Annotated in this window: 16 protein-coding genes; 7 read left to right on the top strand and 9 right to left on the bottom strand. The window is 51.7% G+C overall.

Annotation, left to right across the window (positions count from 1 at the left end):
- Positions 1 to 23: 23 nt before the first annotated feature.
- The 6 genes from B4923_RS16870 to lrp all read right to left on the bottom strand — a co-directional run bounded on the left by B4923_RS16870 (position 24) and on the right by lrp (position 9,027).
- Positions 24 to 1,175 (bottom strand): MFS transporter, encoded by a 1,152-nt coding sequence (locus B4923_RS16870; RefSeq protein ID WP_109055530.1) that lies wholly within the window; start codon positions 1,173 to 1,175, stop codon positions 24 to 26.
- 319 nt (positions 1,176 to 1,494) lie between these two features.
- Positions 1,495 to 2,790 carry a serine--tRNA ligase gene (gene serS, locus B4923_RS16865; protein ID WP_109055529.1) on the bottom strand — a complete coding sequence of 432 codons (1,296 nt, stop codon included), beginning with the start codon at positions 2,788 to 2,790 and terminating at the stop codon, positions 1,495 to 1,497.
- A 106-nt stretch (positions 2,791 to 2,896) separates the two neighbouring features.
- Complete coding sequence (locus B4923_RS16860; protein WP_109055528.1) at positions 2,897 to 4,240, bottom strand: replication-associated recombination protein A; 1,344 nt, start codon at positions 4,238 to 4,240, stop codon at positions 2,897 to 2,899.
- Positions 4,241 to 4,247: 7 nt separating this feature from the next.
- Entirely contained in the window at positions 4,248 to 4,859 is a 612-nt protein-coding gene (lolA, locus tag B4923_RS16855) for an outer membrane lipoprotein periplasmic chaperone LolA (protein WP_109055566.1), read from the bottom strand.
- Positions 4,860 to 5,032: 173 nt separating this feature from the next.
- A complete protein-coding gene (locus B4923_RS16850) occupies positions 5,033 to 8,416 on the bottom strand; it encodes a DNA translocase FtsK 4TM domain-containing protein (protein WP_109055527.1) in 3,384 nt (1,127 codons plus the stop codon).
- Positions 8,417 to 8,532: 116 nt separating this feature from the next.
- Entirely contained in the window at positions 8,533 to 9,027 is a 495-nt protein-coding gene (gene lrp, locus B4923_RS16845) for a leucine-responsive transcriptional regulator Lrp (RefSeq protein ID WP_109055526.1), read from the bottom strand.
- Positions 9,028 to 9,554: 527 nt separating this feature from the next.
- Here lrp and trxB point away from each other — a divergent pair.
- From trxB to infA, 5 genes are all read left to right on the top strand, one after another.
- Positions 9,555 to 10,517 (top strand): thioredoxin-disulfide reductase, encoded by a 963-nt coding sequence (trxB, locus tag B4923_RS16840; RefSeq protein WP_109055525.1) that lies wholly within the window; start codon positions 9,555 to 9,557, stop codon positions 10,515 to 10,517.
- A 241-nt stretch (positions 10,518 to 10,758) separates the two neighbouring features.
- A complete protein-coding gene (cydD, locus tag B4923_RS16835) occupies positions 10,759 to 12,525 on the top strand; it encodes a heme ABC transporter permease/ATP-binding protein CydD (RefSeq protein ID WP_109055524.1) in 1,767 nt (588 codons plus the stop codon).
- 1 nt (position 12,526) lies between these two features.
- The gene (gene cydC, locus B4923_RS16830) at positions 12,527 to 14,293 is read left to right on the top strand and encodes a heme ABC transporter ATP-binding protein/permease CydC (RefSeq protein ID WP_109055523.1); all 1,767 of its coding nucleotides are present in this window, start codon (positions 12,527 to 12,529) and stop codon (positions 14,291 to 14,293) included.
- Between the two features lie 35 nt (positions 14,294 to 14,328).
- The gene (gene aat / locus B4923_RS16825; protein ID WP_109055522.1) at positions 14,329 to 15,033 is read left to right on the top strand and encodes a leucyl/phenylalanyl-tRNA--protein transferase; all 705 of its coding nucleotides are present in this window, start codon (positions 14,329 to 14,331) and stop codon (positions 15,031 to 15,033) included.
- Between the two features lie 116 nt (positions 15,034 to 15,149).
- Complete coding sequence (infA, locus tag B4923_RS16820) at positions 15,150 to 15,368, top strand: translation initiation factor IF-1 (protein ID WP_002211347.1); 219 nt, start codon at positions 15,150 to 15,152, stop codon at positions 15,366 to 15,368.
- Positions 15,369 to 15,668: 300 nt separating this feature from the next.
- Here infA and clpA read toward each other — a convergent pair whose 3' ends face one another.
- Both clpA and clpS read right to left on the bottom strand, forming a co-directional pair.
- Positions 15,669 to 17,948, bottom strand: coding sequence for an ATP-dependent Clp protease ATP-binding subunit ClpA (clpA, locus tag B4923_RS16815; protein ID WP_109055521.1), 2,280 nt, complete (start codon positions 17,946 to 17,948; stop codon positions 15,669 to 15,671).
- Between the two features lie 29 nt (positions 17,949 to 17,977).
- Positions 17,978 to 18,298, bottom strand: coding sequence for an ATP-dependent Clp protease adapter ClpS (gene clpS / locus B4923_RS16810; protein ID WP_109055520.1), 321 nt, complete (start codon positions 18,296 to 18,298; stop codon positions 17,978 to 17,980).
- Between the two features lie 343 nt (positions 18,299 to 18,641).
- Here clpS and cspD point away from each other — a divergent pair, with 343 nt between their 5' ends.
- On the top strand, positions 18,642 to 18,863 hold the full coding sequence (gene cspD, locus B4923_RS16800; protein WP_109055519.1) for a cold shock-like protein CspD: 222 nt from the start codon (positions 18,642 to 18,644) through the stop codon (positions 18,861 to 18,863).
- Between the two features lie 118 nt (positions 18,864 to 18,981).
- Here the strand turns inward: cspD and B4923_RS16795 are convergent, their stop codons facing one another.
- Complete coding sequence (locus tag B4923_RS16795; RefSeq protein ID WP_109055518.1) at positions 18,982 to 20,646, bottom strand: ATP-dependent endonuclease; 1,665 nt, start codon at positions 20,644 to 20,646, stop codon at positions 18,982 to 18,984.
- A 297-nt stretch (positions 20,647 to 20,943) separates the two neighbouring features.
- On the opposite strand from B4923_RS16795, the gene B4923_RS16790 reads away from it, so the two are divergent.
- Positions 20,944 to 21,843, top strand: coding sequence for a LysO family transporter (locus B4923_RS16790; protein ID WP_109055517.1), 900 nt, complete (start codon positions 20,944 to 20,946; stop codon positions 21,841 to 21,843).
- Positions 21,844 to 21,951: the final 108 nt, after the last annotated feature.

The raw sequence follows: 21,951 nt of genomic DNA, 5'->3' as shown, positions 1-21,951 counted from the left end.
CTGGCCAGTTTGAAATAACAGACTCAGGCAGCGGCCAGCGGCGTCGGATGGTGATCCGCTTTTTTAAGCAGCATGACCAGATAACACACCGCCACCATGGCAATCAGCACAAACAGCAACCGGTCGGAATACGTTTGCATCAACACTGCCGCAAGACTTGGGCCGCACAGACTACCAAGGGTATAACTCAGCAATAATGCCTGATTCATTGCCACCAGTTCGTCTGGGTGCACCTTCTCGCACGCCCACGACATGGCCACCGGGTAAAGCGTGAACCCGGCGCACCCAAGCATGAACAGCGCTGGCGCCATGGCATAGTGGCTAATACTCAGCATCGCAAGACAGCCAATAATCACCACAAAGACCAACACCCGCAGTACCAGCAGACGGCCATATCGATCGGCCATTCGTCCGACGGGCCATTGACCCGCTATACCCGCGCTAATCAACAACGCCATCCAATAACCGACCTGCGCATCACTCATCCCCTGATGCGAAAGATAGAGCGGCATTAAGCCGTACAGCGATCCCAAAATCACCCCGGAAATCACACAGCCGTGCACCCCCAGTCTGGCGCTTCGATATTTGAGCATCTGCCACACATTCACGCGACGTTCCTGGGTGGTTGGCCCCGGAATTCTAGTGAACAACAAGGGTAATATCGCCAGAATAATTAACGCGGTGACCCAGGGCAACACACTCAACAGCTGCGTCGGTAAAGCACCGAGCAGCAGTTGTCCAATCACGCTGCCAAGGTAATAGGCCATCATGTAGGCGGCCAATAGTTGTCCGCGCTGGGAAGGGGTACCGCTGCAAAGCAGCGCGCTTTCAACCACGACCCATATCAGAGCGCATCCTATCCCGGCTAGGAAACGCCAGAATAGCCAGCTCCAGAAATCAACGGAAATACCCAACCCGATAGCGGCTATACCAAACAGCACGGCGGCAAAATAATAACTACGATTAAACCCATAACCTCGGATTAGCTTACCCGCAAATAATGTCCCAACCAGATTGCCGGTGAAATAAGACGAACCAACCATACCCACCTGCCAGACAGGGATGTGTTGATAATTAAGCCAAAGTGGTACCAGCGTATTCAGTACAGCAATACAAACCGTCAGCAGCAAAAGACCGCAGAGCAAAAAGCGCACTGGGTGAGAGTAAGCAGGCATAATGAAGTGGATAACCAGACAACCAAGAGAAAAGTGAGCGCATCATGCCACTACCTATTTAAAAGTCAATGCGGACAAAATGGGAAAAACAGACTGTGTAATCACATTGATTTAAATAATTAATCAATAACACGACGGTGCTATCCACTTGCCCATAAAGGGTATTTATATAATTATGATTTTAAATACATTTGGCGGCTAAAATAAAACGCAGGCCGCCTGACGAAGCAGAAAAATAACTTTCTCGATTAAAAAATATCGCCGAGCCATAGCATAAAAAAAGCGCCCTAAAGGCGCTTTTTTTATAGAACAATATAAATCAGCCAATAAATTCCAGACCGCTCATATAAGGACGCAATACTTCAGGAATTTCAATTCGCCCATCAGCCTGCTGATAATTCTCAAGTACGGCAACCAGCGTACGGCCTACCGCCAGCCCTGAACCATTCAGGGTATGTACCAGGCGCGTTTTCTTGTCACTCTTGCTACGGCAACGCGCCTGCATACGGCGAGCCTGAAAATCCCACATATTGGAACAGGAAGAAATCTCACGATACGTATCCTGCGCCGGCAACCATACTTCCAGGTCATAGGTTTTGCTGGAGCCAAATCCCATGTCTCCGGTGCACAGCAATACTTTGCGGTACGGCAATTTCAACAACTGCAATACGGTTTCTGCATGGGTGGTTAATTCTTCCAGCGCCTGCATGGAATCTTCTGGACGAACAATCTGTACCAGCTCAACTTTGTCAAACTGATGCATACGGATCAACCCACGGGTGTCACGGCCATAGGAACCGGCTTCCGAGCGAAAACATGGCGTATGTGCCGTCATTTTCAGGGGTAATGATTCTTCTTCCAGGATTTCATCACGAACCAGATTCGTCAGCGGAACTTCAGCCGTAGGGATCAGCGCATAGTTGCTGGTCTCCGCTTCTTCGCTTAACGGTTTGGTATGAAACAGGTCTTCGCCAAATTTTGGCAACTGCCCCGTGCCGTACAGCGTCGCGTGATTGACCAGGTAAGGCACATATGCCTCCTGATACCCGTGCTGCTGAGTGTGCAGATCCAGCATAAACTGAGAGAGCGCACGATGCAGGCGGGCAACCTGTCCTTTCATCACAACAAAACGAGCGCCGGTTAATTTTACACCGGCGGCGAAATCAACCCCATCGGCCATCTCTCCGAGTTCCACATGATCGCGTACAGGGAAATCGAACGTACGGGGCTCACCCCAACGGCTGATTTCTTTGTTATCGAGCTCATCTTTACCCAGGGGCACCGCGTCATCCGGCATATTAGGGATCGTCAACGCCAAATCACGGATTTCATTCTGCAATTGGTCCAGCTCTGTTTTAGCTGCATCCAACTTCTCACCCAACTCGTTAACTTCGCGACGCAATGGTTCAATATCTTCACCACGCGCTTTCGCTGCACCAATCTCTTTCGATCGGGAATTACGCTGAGCCTGCAAATTTTCAGTTTCTACCTGTAGAACTTTACGGCGTTCTTCCTGCTTACGCAGGGTATCCACATCCAGTTTAAAGCCTCTGCGAGCCAGTAGCTTTTCGGCGACTGCGTCTAGCTCATTACGCAGTAAATTGGGATCGAGCATGCTAATCCTGTGCTTATGATTATCAAATGAAATGTTATCGAATCCGGCAAATCATATCTCGTCGGATTGCAGAAAATGTCCTGTTAACCTTACCGCAACGCTTAGTTCAGCGGTAGCGTTTTGTCGGGCTATTTTGATCCTGAGCGGCAAGCCAGGCGAGCTTTTCACCAATTTTACCTTCAAGCCCACGCGATGACGGGGTGTAATAGCGAGTTTCCGCCATTTCCGACGGAAAATAGTTCTCTCCGGCAGCATAAGCGTTAGGTTCATCATGGGCATAGCGATACTCCGCACCCAACCCCATATCCTTCATCAGACGCGTGGGGGCATTGCGCAGATGTTCGGGAACATCATAATCCGGCTTTTCACTGGCATCGTGCATGGCGGCTTTGAAAGCAGTGTAAACCGCATTACTTTTCGGCGCACACGCCAGATAAACGATGGCCTGTGCAATGGCTCTCTCTCCCTCTGCCGGCCCTACACGGGTAAAACAATCCCATGCGGCAATCGCCACCTGCATTCCTCGAGGATCGGCATTCCCGACATCCTCGGAGGCAATCGCCAATAGGCGACGGGCCACATACAACGGATCGCCACCTGCCGTAATAATACGCGCATACCAATACAAGGCGGCATCCGGCGCCGATCCCCTGACCGATTTATGCAAAGCGGAAATCAGATCGTAATAACGATCGCCTTTATTATCAAAGCGGGCGCTGCGTTCGCCAGAGACTTCTTTAAGCAATGATGGCGTTAACGTGCGGGTGCCTTGTGCATCCACCTCCGCCATATCAGCCATCATTTCCAGACTGTTCAGCGCTCTTCTGGCATCACCATTGACCAGTTCAGCCAACAAACGGCGGGTTTCATCCGGTAGCACAATATTCTGTCCGCCATATCCTCGCTCATCGTCCGCCATCGCCTGCTGCAATACCTGCTCAATATCTTCCGTCGTCAGCGCTTTCAGCAAATATACGCGGGCGCGTGATAACAGTGCGGAGTTGAGTTCGAAAGACGGATTTTCAGTCGTCGCACCAATGAACGTGATCGTGCCATCTTCAATATGCGGCAGAAAAGCATCCTGCTGACTCTTATTGAATCGATGAACCTCATCAACAAACAGGATCGTCCGGCGTCCGGCATTGCGATTCTGTCGCGCTCGTTCAATCGCTTCACGAATTTCTTTGATACCGGATGTCACTGCCGAGATCCGCTCAACGTCGGCCTCTCCATAATGACCGATTAATTCTGCCAACGTGGTTTTCCCCGTACCTGGCGGTCCCCATAGAATCATTGAGTGGAGTTGGCCCGCTTCAATCGCCCGCGGTAAAGGTTTACCTGCGCCAAGCAAATGTTGTTGGCCTATATACTGACCCAATGTCGCTGGCCGCATACGTGCGGCCAGCGGCTGGAATGCATTGTGGGAAAAATCCAGTGACAGATTACTCACTCAGACCTCACTGACGCTGATCGTCCAGTGTCACACCTTTCGGTGGAGTAAAAGTAAATTTCGCTGAATCAACCACGCTATTTTGCTGATTTTTCAGCACGTAAGTACTGCGCTGTCCATCCTGTTCCGTCGCAGTGAATGTCTTGATCGTTCCGCCAGGCGTCACGCTGATTGCGAACTGTTTCAGATTCCCGCTGGCGGACTTCGGCGTTAATTCGAAATCGTCCCCTTTCTGCTGTACCTGATACTGACGCCAATCGCTGGCATCATTGCGGGTAATCAGCATAAATGGCGTATTCCCTGTCGCATCCTTCAACCAGGTTGCGGTGACTTGTTCAACAAAGGGGTTGTAAAACCACAACGTTTTACCATCAGAAACCAGTACACTTTCATCCGGAGAAGTCGTCTGCCAGTTAAACAAATTGGGACGCTTCAACCACAACTCTCCCTCACCTTCCTGAACGGCGGCGCCATCCGCGCTGGTCACCGTTTGGCTGAAGCTGGCGTGAAAACTGTTTACTTTATTGAGTCGGCTTTGCAAATCCCCGGCCGCATCGGCATAGACTGCCGCCGAGGTCATACCCGACACCAGGCAACCGGCGACTAACCATTTCTTCATCATACAAAATCCTTCGAATTCTCTGATATCACGAGTCACCATGGTGAAACATCAGACTCGTCGTGTGGTCAATACTTTAGCTGAAGCGACTCGGGCTGTGATAGGTGAATTGTCTGCTAATTGCGGCTTTTACGCTTCTTTGCATAAGGGCTGCAAACGCAGCCCTTAATTCTTTACTCCATTGACGGGGGAGCCAACACTTCACGGTTACCGTTATGGCCCGGCGAGCTAACAATCCCTTGCGCCTCCATCTGTTCGACGATCCGTGCGGCGCGGTTATAACCTATGCGGAACTGTCGCTGTACACCGGAGATAGACGCTCTGCGTTTCTCAACCACAAACGCCACCGCCTGATCAAACAAGGGATCGAGTTCCTCATCCCCATCCAGACCAAAGCCGCCGCCTTCACCCTCATCACCGCCGCTGACGATATTATCAATATATTGGGGCCGTCCGCGGGCTTTCCAATCCTGAACCACCGCATGCACTTCCTGATCGCGGACAAAAGCACCGTGAACGCGTACCGGTATTGATGAGTTAGGCGCCATGTAAAGCATATCCCCCATCCCCAGTAAAGATTCTGCGCCGCCCTGATCGAGAATGGTACGCGAGTCAATTTTACTTGATACGGTAAAGGCGATACGCGTCGGGATGTTGGCCTTGATAAGACCGGTAATGACATCAACCGAAGGACGCTGTGTCGCCAGCACCAGATGAATACCGGCCGCACGGGCTTTCTGCGCCAGCCTGGCAATCAGTTCTTCAACTTTCTTACCAACCGCCATCATCAGATCAGCGAACTCATCGACCATCACCACGATATACGGCAGCTTTTCCAGTACGGGCGGCGTCATGTCCATGCTATCGCCAGGCTTCCAGAAAGGATCGGGGATCGGACGCCCCATCGCATCCGCTTCTTTAACCCGCTCGTTATAGCCGGACAGATTACGCACCCCCAACGCCGACATCAGTTTGTAGCGGCGTTCCATTTCTCCCACGCACCAACGCAATGCGTTAGCGGCGTCTTTCATATCCGTCACAACTTCCGTCAGCAAATGCGGGATGCCTTCGTAAACAGAAAGCTCCAGCATTTTCGGGTCGATCATAATAAAGCGCACGTCTTCCGGCGTCGCTTTGTACAGCATGCTGAGGATCATCGCGTTAACGCCGACCGACTTACCGGAACCAGTCGTACCGGCAACCAGCAAATGCGGCATTTTCGCGAGATCGGCCACCACCGGCTCCCCGGCAATATCCTTGCCCAACACGATCGTCAGCGGCGATGGATTATCACGGAAGCGGGCACAATCCAAGACTTCTCTCAGATAGACCGTTTGGCGATGCTGGTTCGGCAATTCCAGTCCTACAAAAGTTTTTCCTGGAATCACTTCGACAATACGCACGGCGACCACAGATAGAGAACGCGCCAGATCCCGGGACAAATTGGAGATTCGCGCCGCTTTCACGCCTGGCGCCAGATCCAGCTCATACCGGGTAATCACCGGCCCAGGATGATGATCGACAACATCAGCTTTTACCCGGAAATCCGCCAACCGGGCCTCAATCAAGCGAGCGGTTTGCTCAAGCGCGAAATTGTCTACCGGCGCTTCGCTGACTGGCGGAGGCGTCAATAAATCCAACGTCGGCAACGGGGTTGTCGGTTTTTGCAACGGTTGATCGTTACGCATCAGGAAAGGATGAATCAGGCTATCCATGATGGACTGGCGAGCAGTCGTTGGTTCTTCCTGTGGCTCATCCGTAGCTGGATATGACTCCGCACTGTCGCCGGCCACAGCATTATCATCCTCGACGGATGGCTCACCCACCTGCGGTTGGACTGAAGGCGTGAATAACGGCTCACTCGGCGTATCGTCAACCAGATCCGCATACGGCGAGAATCCGAATTCACGACGCTCGGTCGATAACGCCGCCAGCACACGCTCATCCAATACCGGCTCTTGACGCTGAGCGGCATGCCCTTCATCGATGTCCTTGTTATCCGCCTCCTGCGCATAGGATGAACGTTCATCTACAGCATGCGCGTCTGCATGACCATAGCGGCTCTGCTGCCGAGCAGAGAAATCGTTAGCCAATTGAGCCTGTAGCAAGGCGTCTTCATCCTCTTCCCGCTGGGTATAATCTTCACCATAACGTTGACGCTGCTGTTCGATATATTGCTGCTGCAATGCTGCTTCCTGCAAAGCGATATCGTCCTGCTCATCCGCTCCCCCGAGGTCGGCCTGTTTAACGTCTTCCAGTTCATGCCGGGGGTGAGCCTGCTTCGCCTGCTCTTCCGCCAATCGCTGTGACGGCAATTTGATGCCGTAGGAGGCCAGTTCACGACGAGTCGGAATACGTACCGGATTCGGACGGGGCAGTTCCGGACCGTCACCTTGCTTCACCTGCGGATTGTCATCATCACCGCCCGTTGCGGTGAAAGCAGGCATAAAGGTATTGTTTGCCTTATATGCGGCACTTCCTGCCGCCACAACGGCTTCGGCTTGTGCCAGGTTCGGCCTCTGTTCGGCAGGCGGTATTGCCAATGGCTGAGTGATCGGCGGTACATCCTTACTACCGTACGGCGCATACGCATCGGCACGGCCATGATGCTCCTCCGCAGAAGAAGGCAATTCAAACGAATACAACGGCGGATTCATCGAAGGATCGGTGTCAATCTTTTGCGGTGACGCGAATTGTTGATCCGCTGGTTGCCCCGGCGTCATTGCCGCTGGCTCAACAGATGCCTGAGGCGCTGAAACCGGCGTGTCAGCATTCAAATCCGCAACGGTGATGTCGGACTCATTATTCTGCGTGGATGCAGCCGTCAGCGTTTCAGCAACAGAAGGGGCAGAAAAAAGCACATCATCATCGGACGGAGAATCAGCCTGTTCGACCGATTCTGTCGCTGGCGAAGATTCAGGAACATCATCGTCATCACGGCGCGAACGGTTAGACATAAAGGTCAAACATCCCAGCACGCCCGCACCTATTTTTTCCGCAATCGTCAGCCATGACCAGCCGGTAAACAGCGTCAGCCCGGCGGCCCAGACACACAAAAGAATCAAGGTCGCGCCCATACTGTTAAAACGGGGAACCATGGAGCTACTCAGCAAGCTTCCCAATACGCCGCCGGAAGCAAAATAGTAAAGATCGTCAACGTTCAGCGCGGCCAAACCGCAAGACGTAAGAATCAGCGCCAATGTACCAATCAGGCGCAGGGAAAAAGTAAAGTAATCGACGGAATTCTGGTTATCGCGCTGACGGAACGCCGCCCAGCACAGGCATAACATGATCGGCGGAATGGCATAAGCCAACACACCAAAAATAAAAAACAGGGTATCAGCCATCCAGGCACCCGCCACCCCGCCAAGATTGTGTATGGGCTCATGCCATGCAGTCTGTGACCAACTGGGATCGGAAGGGCTGAAGCTGAGTAAGGCGACACCAAGATAAACGGCAAAAAGCGCCACTACGATCAAAATCGCTTCAAGCAAACGTCGGGTACCGCTGAGTTTTTTCAGGGTAATATCTTTATCTTCTGTATATTCCTGGCTCAAGCGTCTCTCCAGGGGCCTGTAAAGGTTTATGACAAAGCGCCGAGAAAACCCCGGCGCTGGAACTGTATAAATTCACAGGAGTGTAGCTGAATTTATCGGGTTTTGCACCCATGCATTTATCGTGTCTTAATGACCAACCGATTGCTCTGTTTAACTTCTTCCATCACCACATAGGTACGCGTATCGTTCACTCCCGGCAGACGCAGCAGCGTCTCACCCAACAGTTTACGATAAGCGGACATATCCGGCACACGTGTTTTCAGCAGATAGTCAAAGTCGCCGGAGACCAGATGGCACTCCTGAATTTCCTCCAGCCTTTGCACTGCCGAATTGAATTGTTCAAACACATCCGGCGCACCGCGGTTTAGCGTTATTTCAACGAACACCAGCAGCGAAGCATCCAGATAATGTGGGTTCAGCAGCGCTGTATAGCCGTTAATAAACCCTTGTCTTTCCAGGCGGCGCACGCGCTCCAGGCAAGGTGTCGGCGACAATCCTACCCGTTTGGAAAGCTCGACATTGGAAATGCGTCCATCTTTTTGTAATTCGTTCAGGATGTTACGATCAATACGATCGAGATCTTTTCCTGGTCGTTTTTTAGTGTCTACCATTATTATTGTCTCTCTTCACTTTTCCCTGCACCTGCTACACTCCGACAGATTTCAATGTATCAGAGCCGCCCTAAAGAAGACCCGCTGTCTATTTTGTATATCAAAAGTCATTATCTTTCTGCACTTGCCCGTCATCGCTCTGTCTGTTTAGTCAATATCAGAACCGACAAGAACGATGTTTCCATGGCGCAAAGACCAGCCGGACAGCACATGAATGAAAAGCCGAGCTTTTAACTGTTCACATACAAAAAATTTCCTCTTACCCAGATGTTTTCGCAAAAGCCCAGCCGATTGTCAAAGCAAAACAACTAAAATCAGAAGAAAGTGCCAGATTAAATAAGATAAAACGCGCTTAAGACCTACTTTCAATCATTTTACTTATGAATGTGGTTGTTCTATCAGCATATTGTGCCCCAATAGCTATCAGCGATTAAACAAATAGCTAACAATTTTTCCTCATACTTTTTTTACTCCGGTAATTTCCTTACAATCACTGCCATTGTCCGTCATCGTGAAATGAGGAACTCATGAGTACCGTTAAACACCACAAGCTATTGATTCTGGGTTCAGGCCCGGCTGGATACACTGCCGCGGTTTATGCTGCACGGGCTAATCTCAACCCGGTATTGATCACCGGTATGGAAAAAGGCGGTCAGTTGACGACCACGACCGAAGTGGAGAACTGGCCCGGTGACGCAGACGATTTGACCGGTCCGCTGCTGATGGAGCGTATGCACGCCCACGCTGAAAAATTCAATACCGAGATTGTGTTCGATCACATCCAGCGCGTTGATTTGCAAACGCGTCCGTTCCGTTTATTCGGCGATAGCGACGAGTACACCTGTGATGCGCTGATTATCGCAACGGGTGCATCAGCACGCTATTTAGGTCTTCCTTCCGAAGAGGCGTTCAAAGGCAAAGGCGTTTCCGCCTGCGCGACGTGTGACGGATTCTTCTACCGTGGCCAGAAAGTGGCGGTTGTTGGCGGAGGGAACACGGCCGTTGAGGAAGCGCTCTATTTATCCAACATTGCGGCAGAAGTGCATGTGGTCCACCGCCGCGACAGTTTCCGTTCAGAAAAAATCCTGATTGACCGACTGATGGATAAAGTAAAAAACGGCAATATCGTTCTTCATACCAATCGCACGCTGGATGAAGTTCTCGGTGACAATATGGGCGTTACCGGTGTGCGCTTACGCGATACGAACAGCGACACGACAGAAGATCTGGAATTGGCCGGCGTCTTTATTGCCATCGGCCACAGCCCCAACACCGCGATATTCGGCGGTCAGCTTGAACTGGAAAACGGCTACATCAAAGTACAGTCAGGAATTCACGGCAATGCGACCCAGACGAGCATTCCCGGCGTCTTCGCCGCAGGCGATGTGATGGACCACATCTATCGTCAGGCCATTACTTCTGCTGGCACAGGCTGTATGGCCGCACTGGATGCAGAACGATATCTGGACGGTTTGACCGCAGCAAAATAATCCCCTCCCCTTGCATCCGGGTCGCGCTTATCTTTCCCGGATGCATTATTCTTTTTTCTCCGCCATCACGCAAAAATTGATCATTCCCCCCATTTCACTCGTCCTTTTGATTTGCAGCCCGTCGTTGTCGAGGTAACATGACCGCATTCTGAGTGTCAGTGGATAAATTTGTTAACTAACGGTTATGTAAACATTATTTTTCCATTACCACTATTTATGCAACACGACGACCTGGTGCCTGATGAAAAAAACCAGACAACAAGAACTGACCCATTGGCTTCGGCAACAAAGCAAGCTGGCGCAGCGTTGGTTACGCTTTTCACTTTTACTCGGTTTTTTGAGTGGCGCATTAATCGTGGTGCAAGCATGGCTGCTGGCTACGTTGCTCCATGCCTTGATTATTGAACACACGCCTCGAGAATCACTGCTTACTTATTTTTTACTACTCGGTGCAACCTTTTTACTCCGCGCCCTCAACAACCTGTTGCGTGAACGTGTCGGTTTTATATGCGGACAAGCGGTGCGGCAGCAAATCCGCAAGTTGGTGTTGGATAGATTGCAACAGTTAGGCCCCGCCTGGGTACAGGGAAAACCGGCGGGAAGCTGGGCCACCATGATTCTGGAACAGGTGGAAGATATGCAGGATTACTATTCCCGTTATCTTCCACAAATGTATCTGGCCGCCTTGATCCCGGTACTTATTCTGATCGCCATTTTCCCCATCAACTGGGCTGCCGGCTTGATTTTGCTACTCACCGCACCGTTGATTCCTTTATTTATGGCATTGGTGGGCATGGGCGCGGCCGATGCCAACCGGCGTAATTTCCAGGCTCTGGCCCGGTTGAGCGGTCATTTCCTTGACCGTCTGCGTGGGTTGGAAACGCTGCGGTTGTTTAATCGTGGTCGTGCAGAAACCGCTCACATCAGTAAAGCTTCTGAAGAATTTCGCAGCCGGACGATGGAAGTCCTGCGCATGGCCTTTCTTTCATCGGGCGTGCTGGAATTTTTTGCCTCTATTTCCATTGCGGTGGTAGCCGTTTATTTTGGTTTCTCTTATCTGGGAGAGCTGAATTTTGGTCACTACGGAGCCGGAGTCACGCTCTTTGCCGGATTTTTAGTGCTGATTCTGGCGCCGGAGTTTTTCCAGCCATTACGCGATCTGGGCACGTACTATCACGCGAAAGCGCAAGCGGTGGGCGCGGCAGAATCACTGGTGACCTTTCTGGCTACGGAAGGAGAAACGGTCGGCTTTGGCAAACAGGAATTCCATAGTCATGGCCCAATTGAAATTCGCGCGACCGATCTGGTGGTGCTGGCGTCAACCGGCACGCCATTGACTCAACCGCTGACATTTACGGTAAATGCGGGGAAACGTATTGCGCTGGTCGGTATCAGCGGTGCGGGGAAAAGCTCTCTTTTAAATGTATTACTGGGGTTTCTGCCCTATCGCGGTTCGCTCACCGTTAACGGCATAGAATTGAATACCCTGTCTCCGGACTCATGGCGGAAACAGTTAAGCTGGGTCGGACAAAATCCTCACCTGCCTGAGCAGACGCTACGTGCGAATATTCTGCTGGGTAAACCGCAGGCAACCGACGAAGAGCTACAGCAGGCGATTGAACGTGCCTATGTGCACGAATTCCTCCCACAGCTGCCGCAAGGATTGGAAACCGCAATTGGCGATGGCGCCGCCCGACTTTCGGTCGGTCAGGCACAGCGTATCGCCGTTGCGCGCGCGCTGCTCAAACCATGCGCCCTGCTGCTGCTTGATGAACCCAGCGCCAGTCTGGACGCCCACAGCGAACGGCGCGTAATGGGCGCTTTAAACGAGGCTTCTCGCCACCAGACAACGCTGTTGGTGACCCACCAGTTGCATGACACCATCGATTACGATGCCGTCTGGGTCATGGATGACGGTCGTCTGATTCAGCAGGGAGATTATCTGTCACTCAGTACACAATCCGGCGCCTTTGCCGATCTGATGGCGCAACGACAGGGAGAGCTTTGATATGTCCCGCACCTCGATACCGCGAACCACAAGACAGGTTTTAAAACCCTTTCTTACTCTCTACCGTCGGCACATCTGGCGATTAAGCCTGGGTATTATTTTGGCCATTGTCACCCTGCTGGCGAGCATCGGTCTGCTCGCCCTGTCCGGCTGGTTTTTGGCCGGTGCCGCTTTGGCCGGCGTTGCCGGGCTTTATACGTTCAATTATATGCTGCCGGCGGCTGGCGTCAGAGGCGCGGCGATTACCCGAACGGCGGGACGCTACGCCGAAAGGCTGGTCAGTCACGATGCAACCTTTCGCGTATTACAGCAGCTGCGCGTCTTTACTTTTTCCCGCATCCTGCCGTTGTCTCCAGGCGGGATCGCTCAATTCCGCCAAGCTGAATTATTAAATCGGCTGGTTGCCGATGTCGACACGCTTGATCATTTATACCTGCGCGTCATTTCGCCGCTGGTCAGCGCATTACTGGTCATTCTCATCGTTACCTACGGACTCATCTGGCTGGACGTTTCGCTGGCGTTGACGCTATGCGCCATTACGCTGGCGCTGTTGCTGATCCTGCCCGTGGCGTTTTATCGGGCTGGCAAAACCATCGGGCAGGATTTAACAACCCTGCGGGCGCAATATCGTATTCAATTGACGACCTGGTTACAGGGTCAGGCTGAACTGACGGTATTTGGCGCCTTATCCCTCTTCCGCCAGCAGTTAGCAAGATTAGAAAGCCAATGGTTACGGCGTCAACAGCAGCAAACCAATTTAGCGGGGCTGTCACAGGCACTTATGATTCTGTGCAGCGGATTGACCGTGACGCTTATTCTCTGGCTTGCGGCTGCCGGCGTGGGAGGCGATACCCAGCCCGGCGCGCTGATCGCGCTGTTTGTTTTTGCCTCGCTGGCCGTTTTTGAAGCGTTAGCCCCGGTTGCCGGCGCTTTTCAGCATATGGGGCAGGTTATCGCCTCTGCCACCCGCGTCGATCACATCATTCGTCAGGCGCCGATGGTGACATTCCCACCGCAGGGGCCGCCAACCGTTGCCGGGGCGTCCCTTGCATTACATAACGTCGGCTTTACCTACCCTGGGCAGCCATTGCCTGCCTTACAGGGGATCTCATTGACTATACGCGCAGGCGAACACATTGCCCTGCTTGGCCGTACCGGGTGCGGTAAATCCACTCTGCTACAACTCCTCACCCGAGCGTGGGACGCTGGACAGGGTGAAATAGCATTGAACGGTCAGCCTCTTTCTTCCTGGGCGGAAGAGGAATTACGCGCCATGATGAGCGTCGTCCCCCAACGTGTCCATATTTTCAGCGCCACGCTGCGCGACAATCTGTTACTTGCCGCGCCAGATGCGAATGACGAACGGCTTGCTGCCGTGTTGCAGCAGGTCGGCCTGGATAAGCTGCTGGAAAACGACGGGCTGAATAGTTGGTATGGCGAAGGCGGGCGTCAGCTTTCCGGTGGAGAACAGCGCCGTATCGGACTCGCACGAGCATTGTTGCACTCCGCGCCGTTGGTGCTTCTGGATGAACCGACGGAAGGTCTGGATGCCGAAACTGAACGGCGTATTTTGCGGTTACTGCGTCAGCATTGTGCCGGAAAAACGCTAATTGTGATTACCCATCGCCTGTATGAACTCGAATCCATGGATCGCATCTGCGTAATGGATGGCGGGCAAATCATTGAGGACGGCAGTCATCGGGCGCTGATGGAGCGGCAAGGCCGTTACTGGCAATTTCGTCAGAACGTCAATGCTCACCAGGCTTAGCAAGACGCCACTTTTTATCTTATACCCGGAATATTATGCGACTGTATCAGCTTTCTCCTGACTCGCTTTACTTTCCCGACCCGTCTAACGCCCTGGATGAACCTAACGGGCTATTGGCTTTTGGCGGCGATCTGTCCCCGGATCGGCTAAAGATGGCTTATCGGCAAGGTATTTTTCCCTGGTACTCCCCCGGCGAGCCTATTTTGTGGTGGTCCCCAAACCCTCGCGCCGTTTTATTTCCCAATGGATTTCATATCAGCCGCAGTATGAAGAAATTTCTGCGTAATCATGATCTTAAGATCACCATAAATCATGCATTTAATGAAGTTATTACTGCATGCGCCAACGAACATGCGGGTGGAACCTGGATCACAACGGAAATTATCTCGGCTTATCGCGAACTTCATCAGTCTGGACAAGCACATTCCATCGAAGTGTGGCAGAATAGCGCACTTGTTGGTGGGCTATACGGTATTGCGCAAGGCAGTTTGTTTTGCGGCGAGTCGATGTTCAGTCGGACAGATAACGCCTCCAAGTATGCTTTGCTGACATTTCAGCAACATTTTGTTCATCATGGCGGCTCGCTGATTGATTGTCAGGTACTGAATTCACATACTGCCTCGCTGGGCGTTTGTGAAATACCCCGCGAACGCTTTTTGCAATGTCTTTTTCAACTGCGGGATACCCCTGTAGATGACCGTTGTTGGTTGCCGCAAACGTTGGCTGAACCGACACCGTAGGATTGATGCGTCGTTCGTAAATAATACTCAGTTTATGAACGCTTCTTTACATAATGTGGGTTTTTCGGCATTATCTTGCCGGTTAAAAACAAAGGTAGTTAGACCTAGAGGATTCGATGGCCAAAGAAGACAATATTGAAATGCAAGGCACCGTGCTTGATACGCTGCCCAATACCATGTTCCGCGTTGAATTGGAAAACGGGCACGTGGTTACCGCTCATATCTCCGGTAAAATGCGTAAAAACTATATCCGCATCCTGACGGGTGACAAAGTCACTGTAGAGCTGACCCCGTACGACCTGAGCAAAGGCCGCATTGTCTTCCGCAGCCGTTAACCGGTTCGCCCATCGCTGACGTACAGCGATCTCCGAGGATGTTCCATCTCCGCAGCCCTTTCCGTTATCGGCAAGGGTTGTTGTGTTTGTGGGCGACTTATTAATGAAAATCGGGAATAAAACCAACCGGGCTTATACCTTGATATGGTCATCGATTCATTCATCGCCATATAAAAAAACGCCGGGAGCGTTTTTCAACGTCGCTAGCGACGGCCCGAAGGACGCCCGCCATAAAAAAGGTGACGCGTCAGCATCACCTTTTTAAGTACGACGGATGGTGTCAGCTCACACCATTATGCATTAATGAACAGCCCCTTCGTCCGCTTTACGTTTCTGCGCACTCAGGAAACCATAAGTTAACTGCTGAGTCGCCTTATCCAGTTCTACCTTGACGGAACCACCGTCAACTAATGAACCAAACAGCAGTTCGTTGGCCAACGGTTTTTTCAGGTTTTCCTGCATAACGCGGGCCATCGGACGAGCCCCCATGGCTTTGTCGTAGCCTTTCTCCGCCAGCCAGTCGCGAGCGTCATCGCTGACTTCCAGTGAAACGCCCTTCGCATCCAACTGTGCCTGTAGCTCAACAATGAATTTATCCACCACCTGCTGAATAACTTCAGGGGACAGATGGTTGAACCAGATAATGCCATCAAGACGGTTACGGAATTCCGGCGTAAACACTTTCTTGATCTCTTCCATCGCGTCGCTGCTGTTATCCTGATGGATAATCCCGATGGATTTACGCTGAGTTTCCCGTACGCCGGCATTGGTGGTCATCACCACGATAACATTGCGGAAGTCGGCCTTGCGTCCGTTATTGTCCGTCAACGTGCCGTTATCCATCACCTGCAACAACAGATTAAACACGTCTGGATGCGCTTTTTCGATTTCATCTAGCAGCAGCACCGAATGCGGATGTTTAATCACCGCGTCCGTCAGCAGACCGCCCTGATCGTAACCAACGTATCCCGGAGGCGCGCCTATCAGACGGCTGACGGTGTGGCGCTCCATATATTCAGACATGTCAAACCGCAGCAGTTCAATATCCAACGCTTTGGCCAACTGCAAGGTCACTTCCGTTTTACCCACGCCTGTCGGCCCAGCAAACAGGAAAGAACCAACCGGTTTACGCTCATGCCCCAGTCCCGCCCGGCTCATCTTGATGGATTCAGACAGCGCTTCAATGGCTTTATCCTGGCCGAATACCAGCATTTTCAGACGATCGCTCAGATTTTTCAGCACATCGCGATCGCTGGCGGATACGGTTTTTTCCGGAATACGGGCAATACGCGCGACAACAGATTCGATATCCGCCACATTGACCGTTTTCTTACGTTTGCTGATCGGCATCAGGCGACTGCGGGCCCCCGCTTCGTCGATGACATCAATCGCCTTGTCGGGCAAATGACGATCGTTGATGTATTTCACCGCCAGTTCGACTGCCGCGCGCACCGCTTTCGCCGTGTAACGCACGTCGTGGTGAGCTTCATATTTCGGTTTCAGCCCGTTAATAATCTGTACGGTTTCTTCCACGCTGGGTTCAGTGATATCAATTTTCTGGAAACGCCGCGCCAGCGCTCTGTCCTTTTCAAAGATATTGCTGAATTCCTGATAGGTTGTAGAACCGATAACCCGAATCTTACCGCTGGAGAGCAGTGGTTTTATCAGGTTTGCCGCATCGACCTGACCACCCGACGCCGCGCCTGCGCCGATGATGGTATGAATTTCGTCAATAAACAGAATACTGTTTTGATCCTGTTCCAGCTGTTTCAGCAACGCCTTGAAACGTTTTTCAAAATCACCGCGGTATTTCGTTCCTGCCAGCAGAGAACCAATGTCGAGAGAATAAAGCGTGGCATCGGCCATGACTTCAGGGACATCGCCCTGCACGATCCGCCATGCCAGACCTTCCGCAATCGCCGTTTTACCCACGCCAGATTCCCCCACCAACAGCGGGTTATTCTTGCGACGGCGGCACAACACCTGAATGGTTCTCTCCAGTTCCCGTTCCCGGCCAATAAGGGGATCGATACCGCCAACGCGGGCAAGTTGATTCAGATTGGTGGTGAAGTTTTCCATACGGTCTTCCCCTCCGGCCTGTTCTTCATTGACAGGGTTTTCCGGGGTAGGTGCCTGCCCGGATTCTTCTTTACGCGTCCCGTGTGAAATAAAGTTCACTACGTCGAGACGGCTGACATCATGTTTGCGCAACAGATAGGCGGCCTGCGACTCCTGCTCGCTGAAAATGGCCACCAGCACATTCGCCCCGGATACTTCACTGCGCCCTGATGACTGAACGTGGAAAACCGCGCGCTGCAACACCCGTTGGAAACTGAGCGTCGGCTGCGTTTCACGCTCTTCGTCGCTCTGCGGTAATGTAGGCGTGGTCTGTTCGATAAAAGCTTCAAGCTCCTGGCGCAAGGCGGCCAAATCTACCGTACAGGCTTCCAATGCTTCACGCGCGGCCGGATTACTGAGCAGAGCCAATAGCAAATGCTCCACGGTCATAAACTCATGTCGGTGCTCACGCGCTCTGGCGAAAGCCATATTGAGACTGAGTTCCAGTTCTTGATTGAGCATAGGCACCTCCCCCAATAAATTGCCTGACTTCAGGCTTTTTCCAGCGTACAGAGCAACGGGTGCTCATTTTCTCTGGCATAACGATTTACTTGTACAACTTTAGTCTCGGCCACTTCAGCGCTGAATACACCACAAATCGCCTTTCCCTGATAATGAACAGTCAGCATCAGTTGCGTTGCACGTTCAATATCATAAGAAAAGAACTTTTGCAGAACGTCAATAACAAATTCCATCGGTGTATAATCATCGTTGTTTAACAGCACTTTATACATCGATGGAGGCTGTAGTTTTTCTTTGTATTGGTCGGCAGTCTGCTGTTCCGACTGTGACCACGTTCCGTTGTTTCCCATTCTCTGCCCAATGTCATCTCAATATCATTACCCTGTATTTACAGTAGCACGTATGGTTTTTATTTTTCCATCCGGGTAATGAAATGGTGGCCGGAAAGCCAAAATTCAATCTCTGTTATCTCGCGAATTTTCTGCGCCCCCTTGAACCACCGCCACCAATAGCGTTACCTGCATCAAACTTTGAAAAACTCCCTCCGCCCCTCAAATGCGGATCGCTTGACGCCGGGATCGATTTCACTAAAGTGTACTGTTGAATTGATGAGGTTTTAATCAATTCGTATTCACTTTAACCAAATAACCTCACCTTACTTATAAAGAACACTCTTGCGAAGGATGTCGATGCATGGAGACAGGTACTGTTAAATGGTTCAATAATGCCAAAGGTTTTGGCTTTATCTGTCCTGAAGGCGGCGGCGAAGATATTTTCGCTCACTACTCAACTATTCAAATGGACGGATATCGAACGCTAAAAGCCGGGCAGGTTGTCAGATTTGATGTTCACCAAGGACCGAAAGGTAATCATGCCAGTCTGATTGTCCCCCTGGTGAGCGAAGCTGTTTCCTGACCCTCACCGTCTTACCCCTCAACAAATAGTGACATTTAGCCGGGTAAGACAAAAATGCTGGCCTGCAAGCGGCCAGCATTTTTTATTTGCGCTCCGGCGCTTCGCCATTCGTAATGCGCTAATCGGCCCGGCCGCGGGCCAGCCATAACACGCGGGAAAACATGCTGCGAATCAATGGCGGGATCGCATCACCGCCCATGGATGCCGCTTCCATTGCTACTTCGATCGCCAAATCCGGTTTTGACGAGCGATGAATCGCCTTGACGATGATTTTATGCATGGAGAGCGGAACTTTTTCCGGCAGTTGCGCAATTCGATGGTAAACATGGCTGAACCCCTCGCGGTACATATAGTGCTCCATATCCAGCGCAGGCAGTACCGTCAGATGATCCCGTTCGCTGTCCCCCTGCTGATGAGATAGCATACTTTTCGCCGTAGCCGCATACTTTTTCCCCGCCTCATCGCCATCCACCAGCACATGCCACTCGATGCCCATCCGTCGGGCAAATTTCACCAACGGTCTGAGTCCCGACTGGGCAAATTCGATCACCTTAACGCCTTCCGCTTCAAAATGGTGGCCACACTGGCGCGCCAGTTCATTGAGCATCCAGACCTCGGTTTCCCCTTCAACCAGCAACCAGCATCGGGCGAACAGTGACGCCGGGCGATTAAGGCGGATATGGAAAGCAATGCGGCGGCTATCTTCCGCACTCATCCCCTGCGGACCAATGCGGAACGTCGCCACGCGGGAAGATTCCCGCACCAGGCGACATACCTGCTCCATCGGCACCAGCGACAGGAGTTCGCCGGAATTTGTTGTGGTGACTTTCTGCAACGGCAATTGCATCAGTAATCCCCACGCCACCGACAACATGATCGGATGTAGTCGAGTTTCAGGGTCTTCGATCAGCAGAAGAGGACGGGAATGCGGATCCAGCGCCACCGACCCTTTAGCCTGTAGCAGCGTGGAAAAAAGCCCCAACAGAATAATCCGACGGCTGCGGCTATTCGGCTCGGCAATCAGCCGGTTGATGTTATCCAGAGAACGCCATGATTTACCGTTATGCGCCCGCTCATGCCGATGATGACGTTCACTGGTGACCGATCCCTGTTCAGAAAAATAGTGTTCCAGCAGCTGTTGTATCGCTACCAGCCCCTGGCGCAGCTCTTTATCCGTCAGCTTCTGCGGATTGTGAGCAAGTTCACGCATCAGTTGCTCGAACTGCTGCGCCAGCTTTTCATTGCTGTTATCCATGGTGGCAGCCAGAGTTCCTGTCCGCAAGCGCCGTATAAAACGGGCATCCCGCAGACGCAGCACGGGATGGAGACGAATGACTTCCCGCGCCAGCCCATCAATGTCGTTCAGTTTAATGGGATGCCCTTCGGCATCAAGAAAACTGCGCCAGGTAAAGACGACCTGACTTTCATCTACCTCACCTTCCAGACGATAAAAAATCCGGTGTAGCGACTCTTGGCCTTCGACCCAGACACGCTTGAGCGGACGATAACGCGGTGCAAGGTGGTGCCCTGGCCCTGCTTCGCAGAAGGTGAAAATGATCTGCAAATGGCGTTCGCGACTGTTTTCATCACCCGGATTAAAATAGAAATCCTGCAAATCAAAATGGTAAAGGGGCAATGTTGGGGCCAACAACAACGACAGCGCATCAAGCAGGCTGGATTTCCCCCAGGCGTTCTCACCAATCAATACGGTATTATCACCGAGCATTAATGACAGGCGGTTAATGCCCCGGAACCCCAGTATCTCTATATTTTCCAGATACATCCGTATCTCCTGTTTTCGTTTCGCTGGTGGCGGCGTAATCATCATCCCCCCACAATCCTTTATCTCTCAAGCCACCGATAGGTTGATATCCTTATCCAGCCTTTTAGGACACAGTAAGCAAGCTCTAAATCTGATCCTGACAGATTTGCCACCTACGTTGCCAATGGATTATCTGAACGTTTCGCTTCTTCTCCCTGCCGACACTTTACTCGCGATGATTAATTGTTTAATTTTAATAGATTATGTCTTTTTCCCCTCCGGTTATCCGCTTTTCTGTTTAAGGACGTCAATTCTGTGATGTATTCGGGATTATTAATTATTTTACTGCCGCTTATCTTTGGCTATCTGGTGCCTTTACGCGCGAAAAAAACATTACAGTCAATTAACCAACTGCTGAGCTGGATGGTGTACGTCATTCTGTTTTTAATGGGGATCAGTCTGGCTTTTCTGGATAATCTCGGCAGTAATCTGTTACTGATTTTTCGTTATGCCGCCGTTTTCTTTGTTTGCATCATTGCCGCTAATGCCATGTCTCTGTGGCTATGGGGCAAACATGATGTCTGGCCGGGAAAATTCGAGCAGGAGACTCCTCCCTCACGCCTGCATATGATTCTGGACTCGTTAAAGCTGTGTCTGGTCGTATTTGGCGGTTTTCTGCTGGGATTAACCCAATGGACGGGTCTGATCTATGCCAGTCAGGGAAGTGAATATGCGCTGATTTTATTGCTGTTTTTCGTAGGTATCCAGTTACGCAACAGTGGGATGACGCTGCGCCAGATCGTATTGAACCGTCGAGGCATGACGGTTGCGCTGGTTGTCGGTATCAGTGCTCTGGCGGGCGGTTTACTCGCCGCCTGGGTTCTCGGCCTGCCATTCAAAACCGGGCTGGCGATCGCGTCCGGCTATGGCTGGTATTCGTTATCCGGCATTCTGCTGACTGACGCCCTTGGTCCAGTGATCGGCAGTGCGGCCTTTTTTAACGATCTGGCGCGTGAGTTGTTGGCGATTATCTTGATTCCCGCCCTGGCACAACGTAACCGTTCCTGCGCACTTGGGCTTTGTGGCGCGACGTCGATGGATTTCACGTTGCCAGTGTTACAACGCAGCGCCGGCGTAGATATGGTTCCGGCAGCCATTGTACATGGCTTTTTGTTGAGCCTTGCCGCACCGGTACTGATGGCGCTGTTTTCATCATAGCCTGCCGTTGCATGATGTTTTCCCCGTTCTGTCGGACAGTGATTGAGAGTCATTTTCATTGTCCACATTCAAAATTGCGCTAAATCAAAGTTATTTAACGTTGCATTA

Origin of the sequence: Brenneria roseae subsp. americana (genome assembly GCF_003115815.1) — a bacterium.
GTDB lineage: Bacteria > Pseudomonadota > Gammaproteobacteria > Enterobacterales > Enterobacteriaceae > Brenneria > Brenneria roseae.
The sequence above is the reverse complement of the archived record's forward strand: the minus strand, read 5'-3'. Positions and strand labels throughout refer to the sequence as shown.

Coding starts and splice junctions, on each gene's coding strand:
- B4923_RS16870 (WP_109055530.1), bottom strand. CDS start 1,175: ATGCCTGCTTACTCTCACCCAGTGCGCTTTTTGCTCTGCGGTCTTTTG.
- clpA (WP_109055521.1), bottom strand. CDS start 17,948: ATGCTCAATCAAGAACTGGAACTCAGTCTCAATATGGCTTTCGCCAGA.
- lrp (WP_109055526.1), bottom strand. CDS start 9,027: ATGGTAGACACTAAAAAACGACCAGGAAAAGATCTCGATCGTATTGAT.
- aat (WP_109055522.1), top strand. CDS start 14,329: ATGCGACTGTATCAGCTTTCTCCTGACTCGCTTTACTTTCCCGACCCG.
- serS (WP_109055529.1), bottom strand. CDS start 2,790: ATGCTCGATCCCAATTTACTGCGTAATGAGCTAGACGCAGTCGCCGAA.
- infA (WP_002211347.1), top strand. CDS start 15,150: ATGGCCAAAGAAGACAATATTGAAATGCAAGGCACCGTGCTTGATACG.
- B4923_RS16790 (WP_109055517.1), top strand. CDS start 20,944: ATGTATTCGGGATTATTAATTATTTTACTGCCGCTTATCTTTGGCTAT.
- B4923_RS16795 (WP_109055518.1), bottom strand. CDS start 20,646: ATGTATCTGGAAAATATAGAGATACTGGGGTTCCGGGGCATTAACCGC.
- clpS (WP_109055520.1), bottom strand. CDS start 18,298: ATGGGAAACAACGGAACGTGGTCACAGTCGGAACAGCAGACTGCCGAC.
- trxB (WP_109055525.1), top strand. CDS start 9,555: ATGAGTACCGTTAAACACCACAAGCTATTGATTCTGGGTTCAGGCCCG.
- cydC (WP_109055523.1), top strand. CDS start 12,527: ATGTCCCGCACCTCGATACCGCGAACCACAAGACAGGTTTTAAAACCC.
- cydD (WP_109055524.1), top strand. CDS start 10,759: ATGAAAAAAACCAGACAACAAGAACTGACCCATTGGCTTCGGCAACAA.
- cspD (WP_109055519.1), top strand. CDS start 18,642: ATGGAGACAGGTACTGTTAAATGGTTCAATAATGCCAAAGGTTTTGGC.
- lolA (WP_109055566.1), bottom strand. CDS start 4,859: ATGAAGAAATGGTTAGTCGCCGGTTGCCTGGTGTCGGGTATGACCTCG.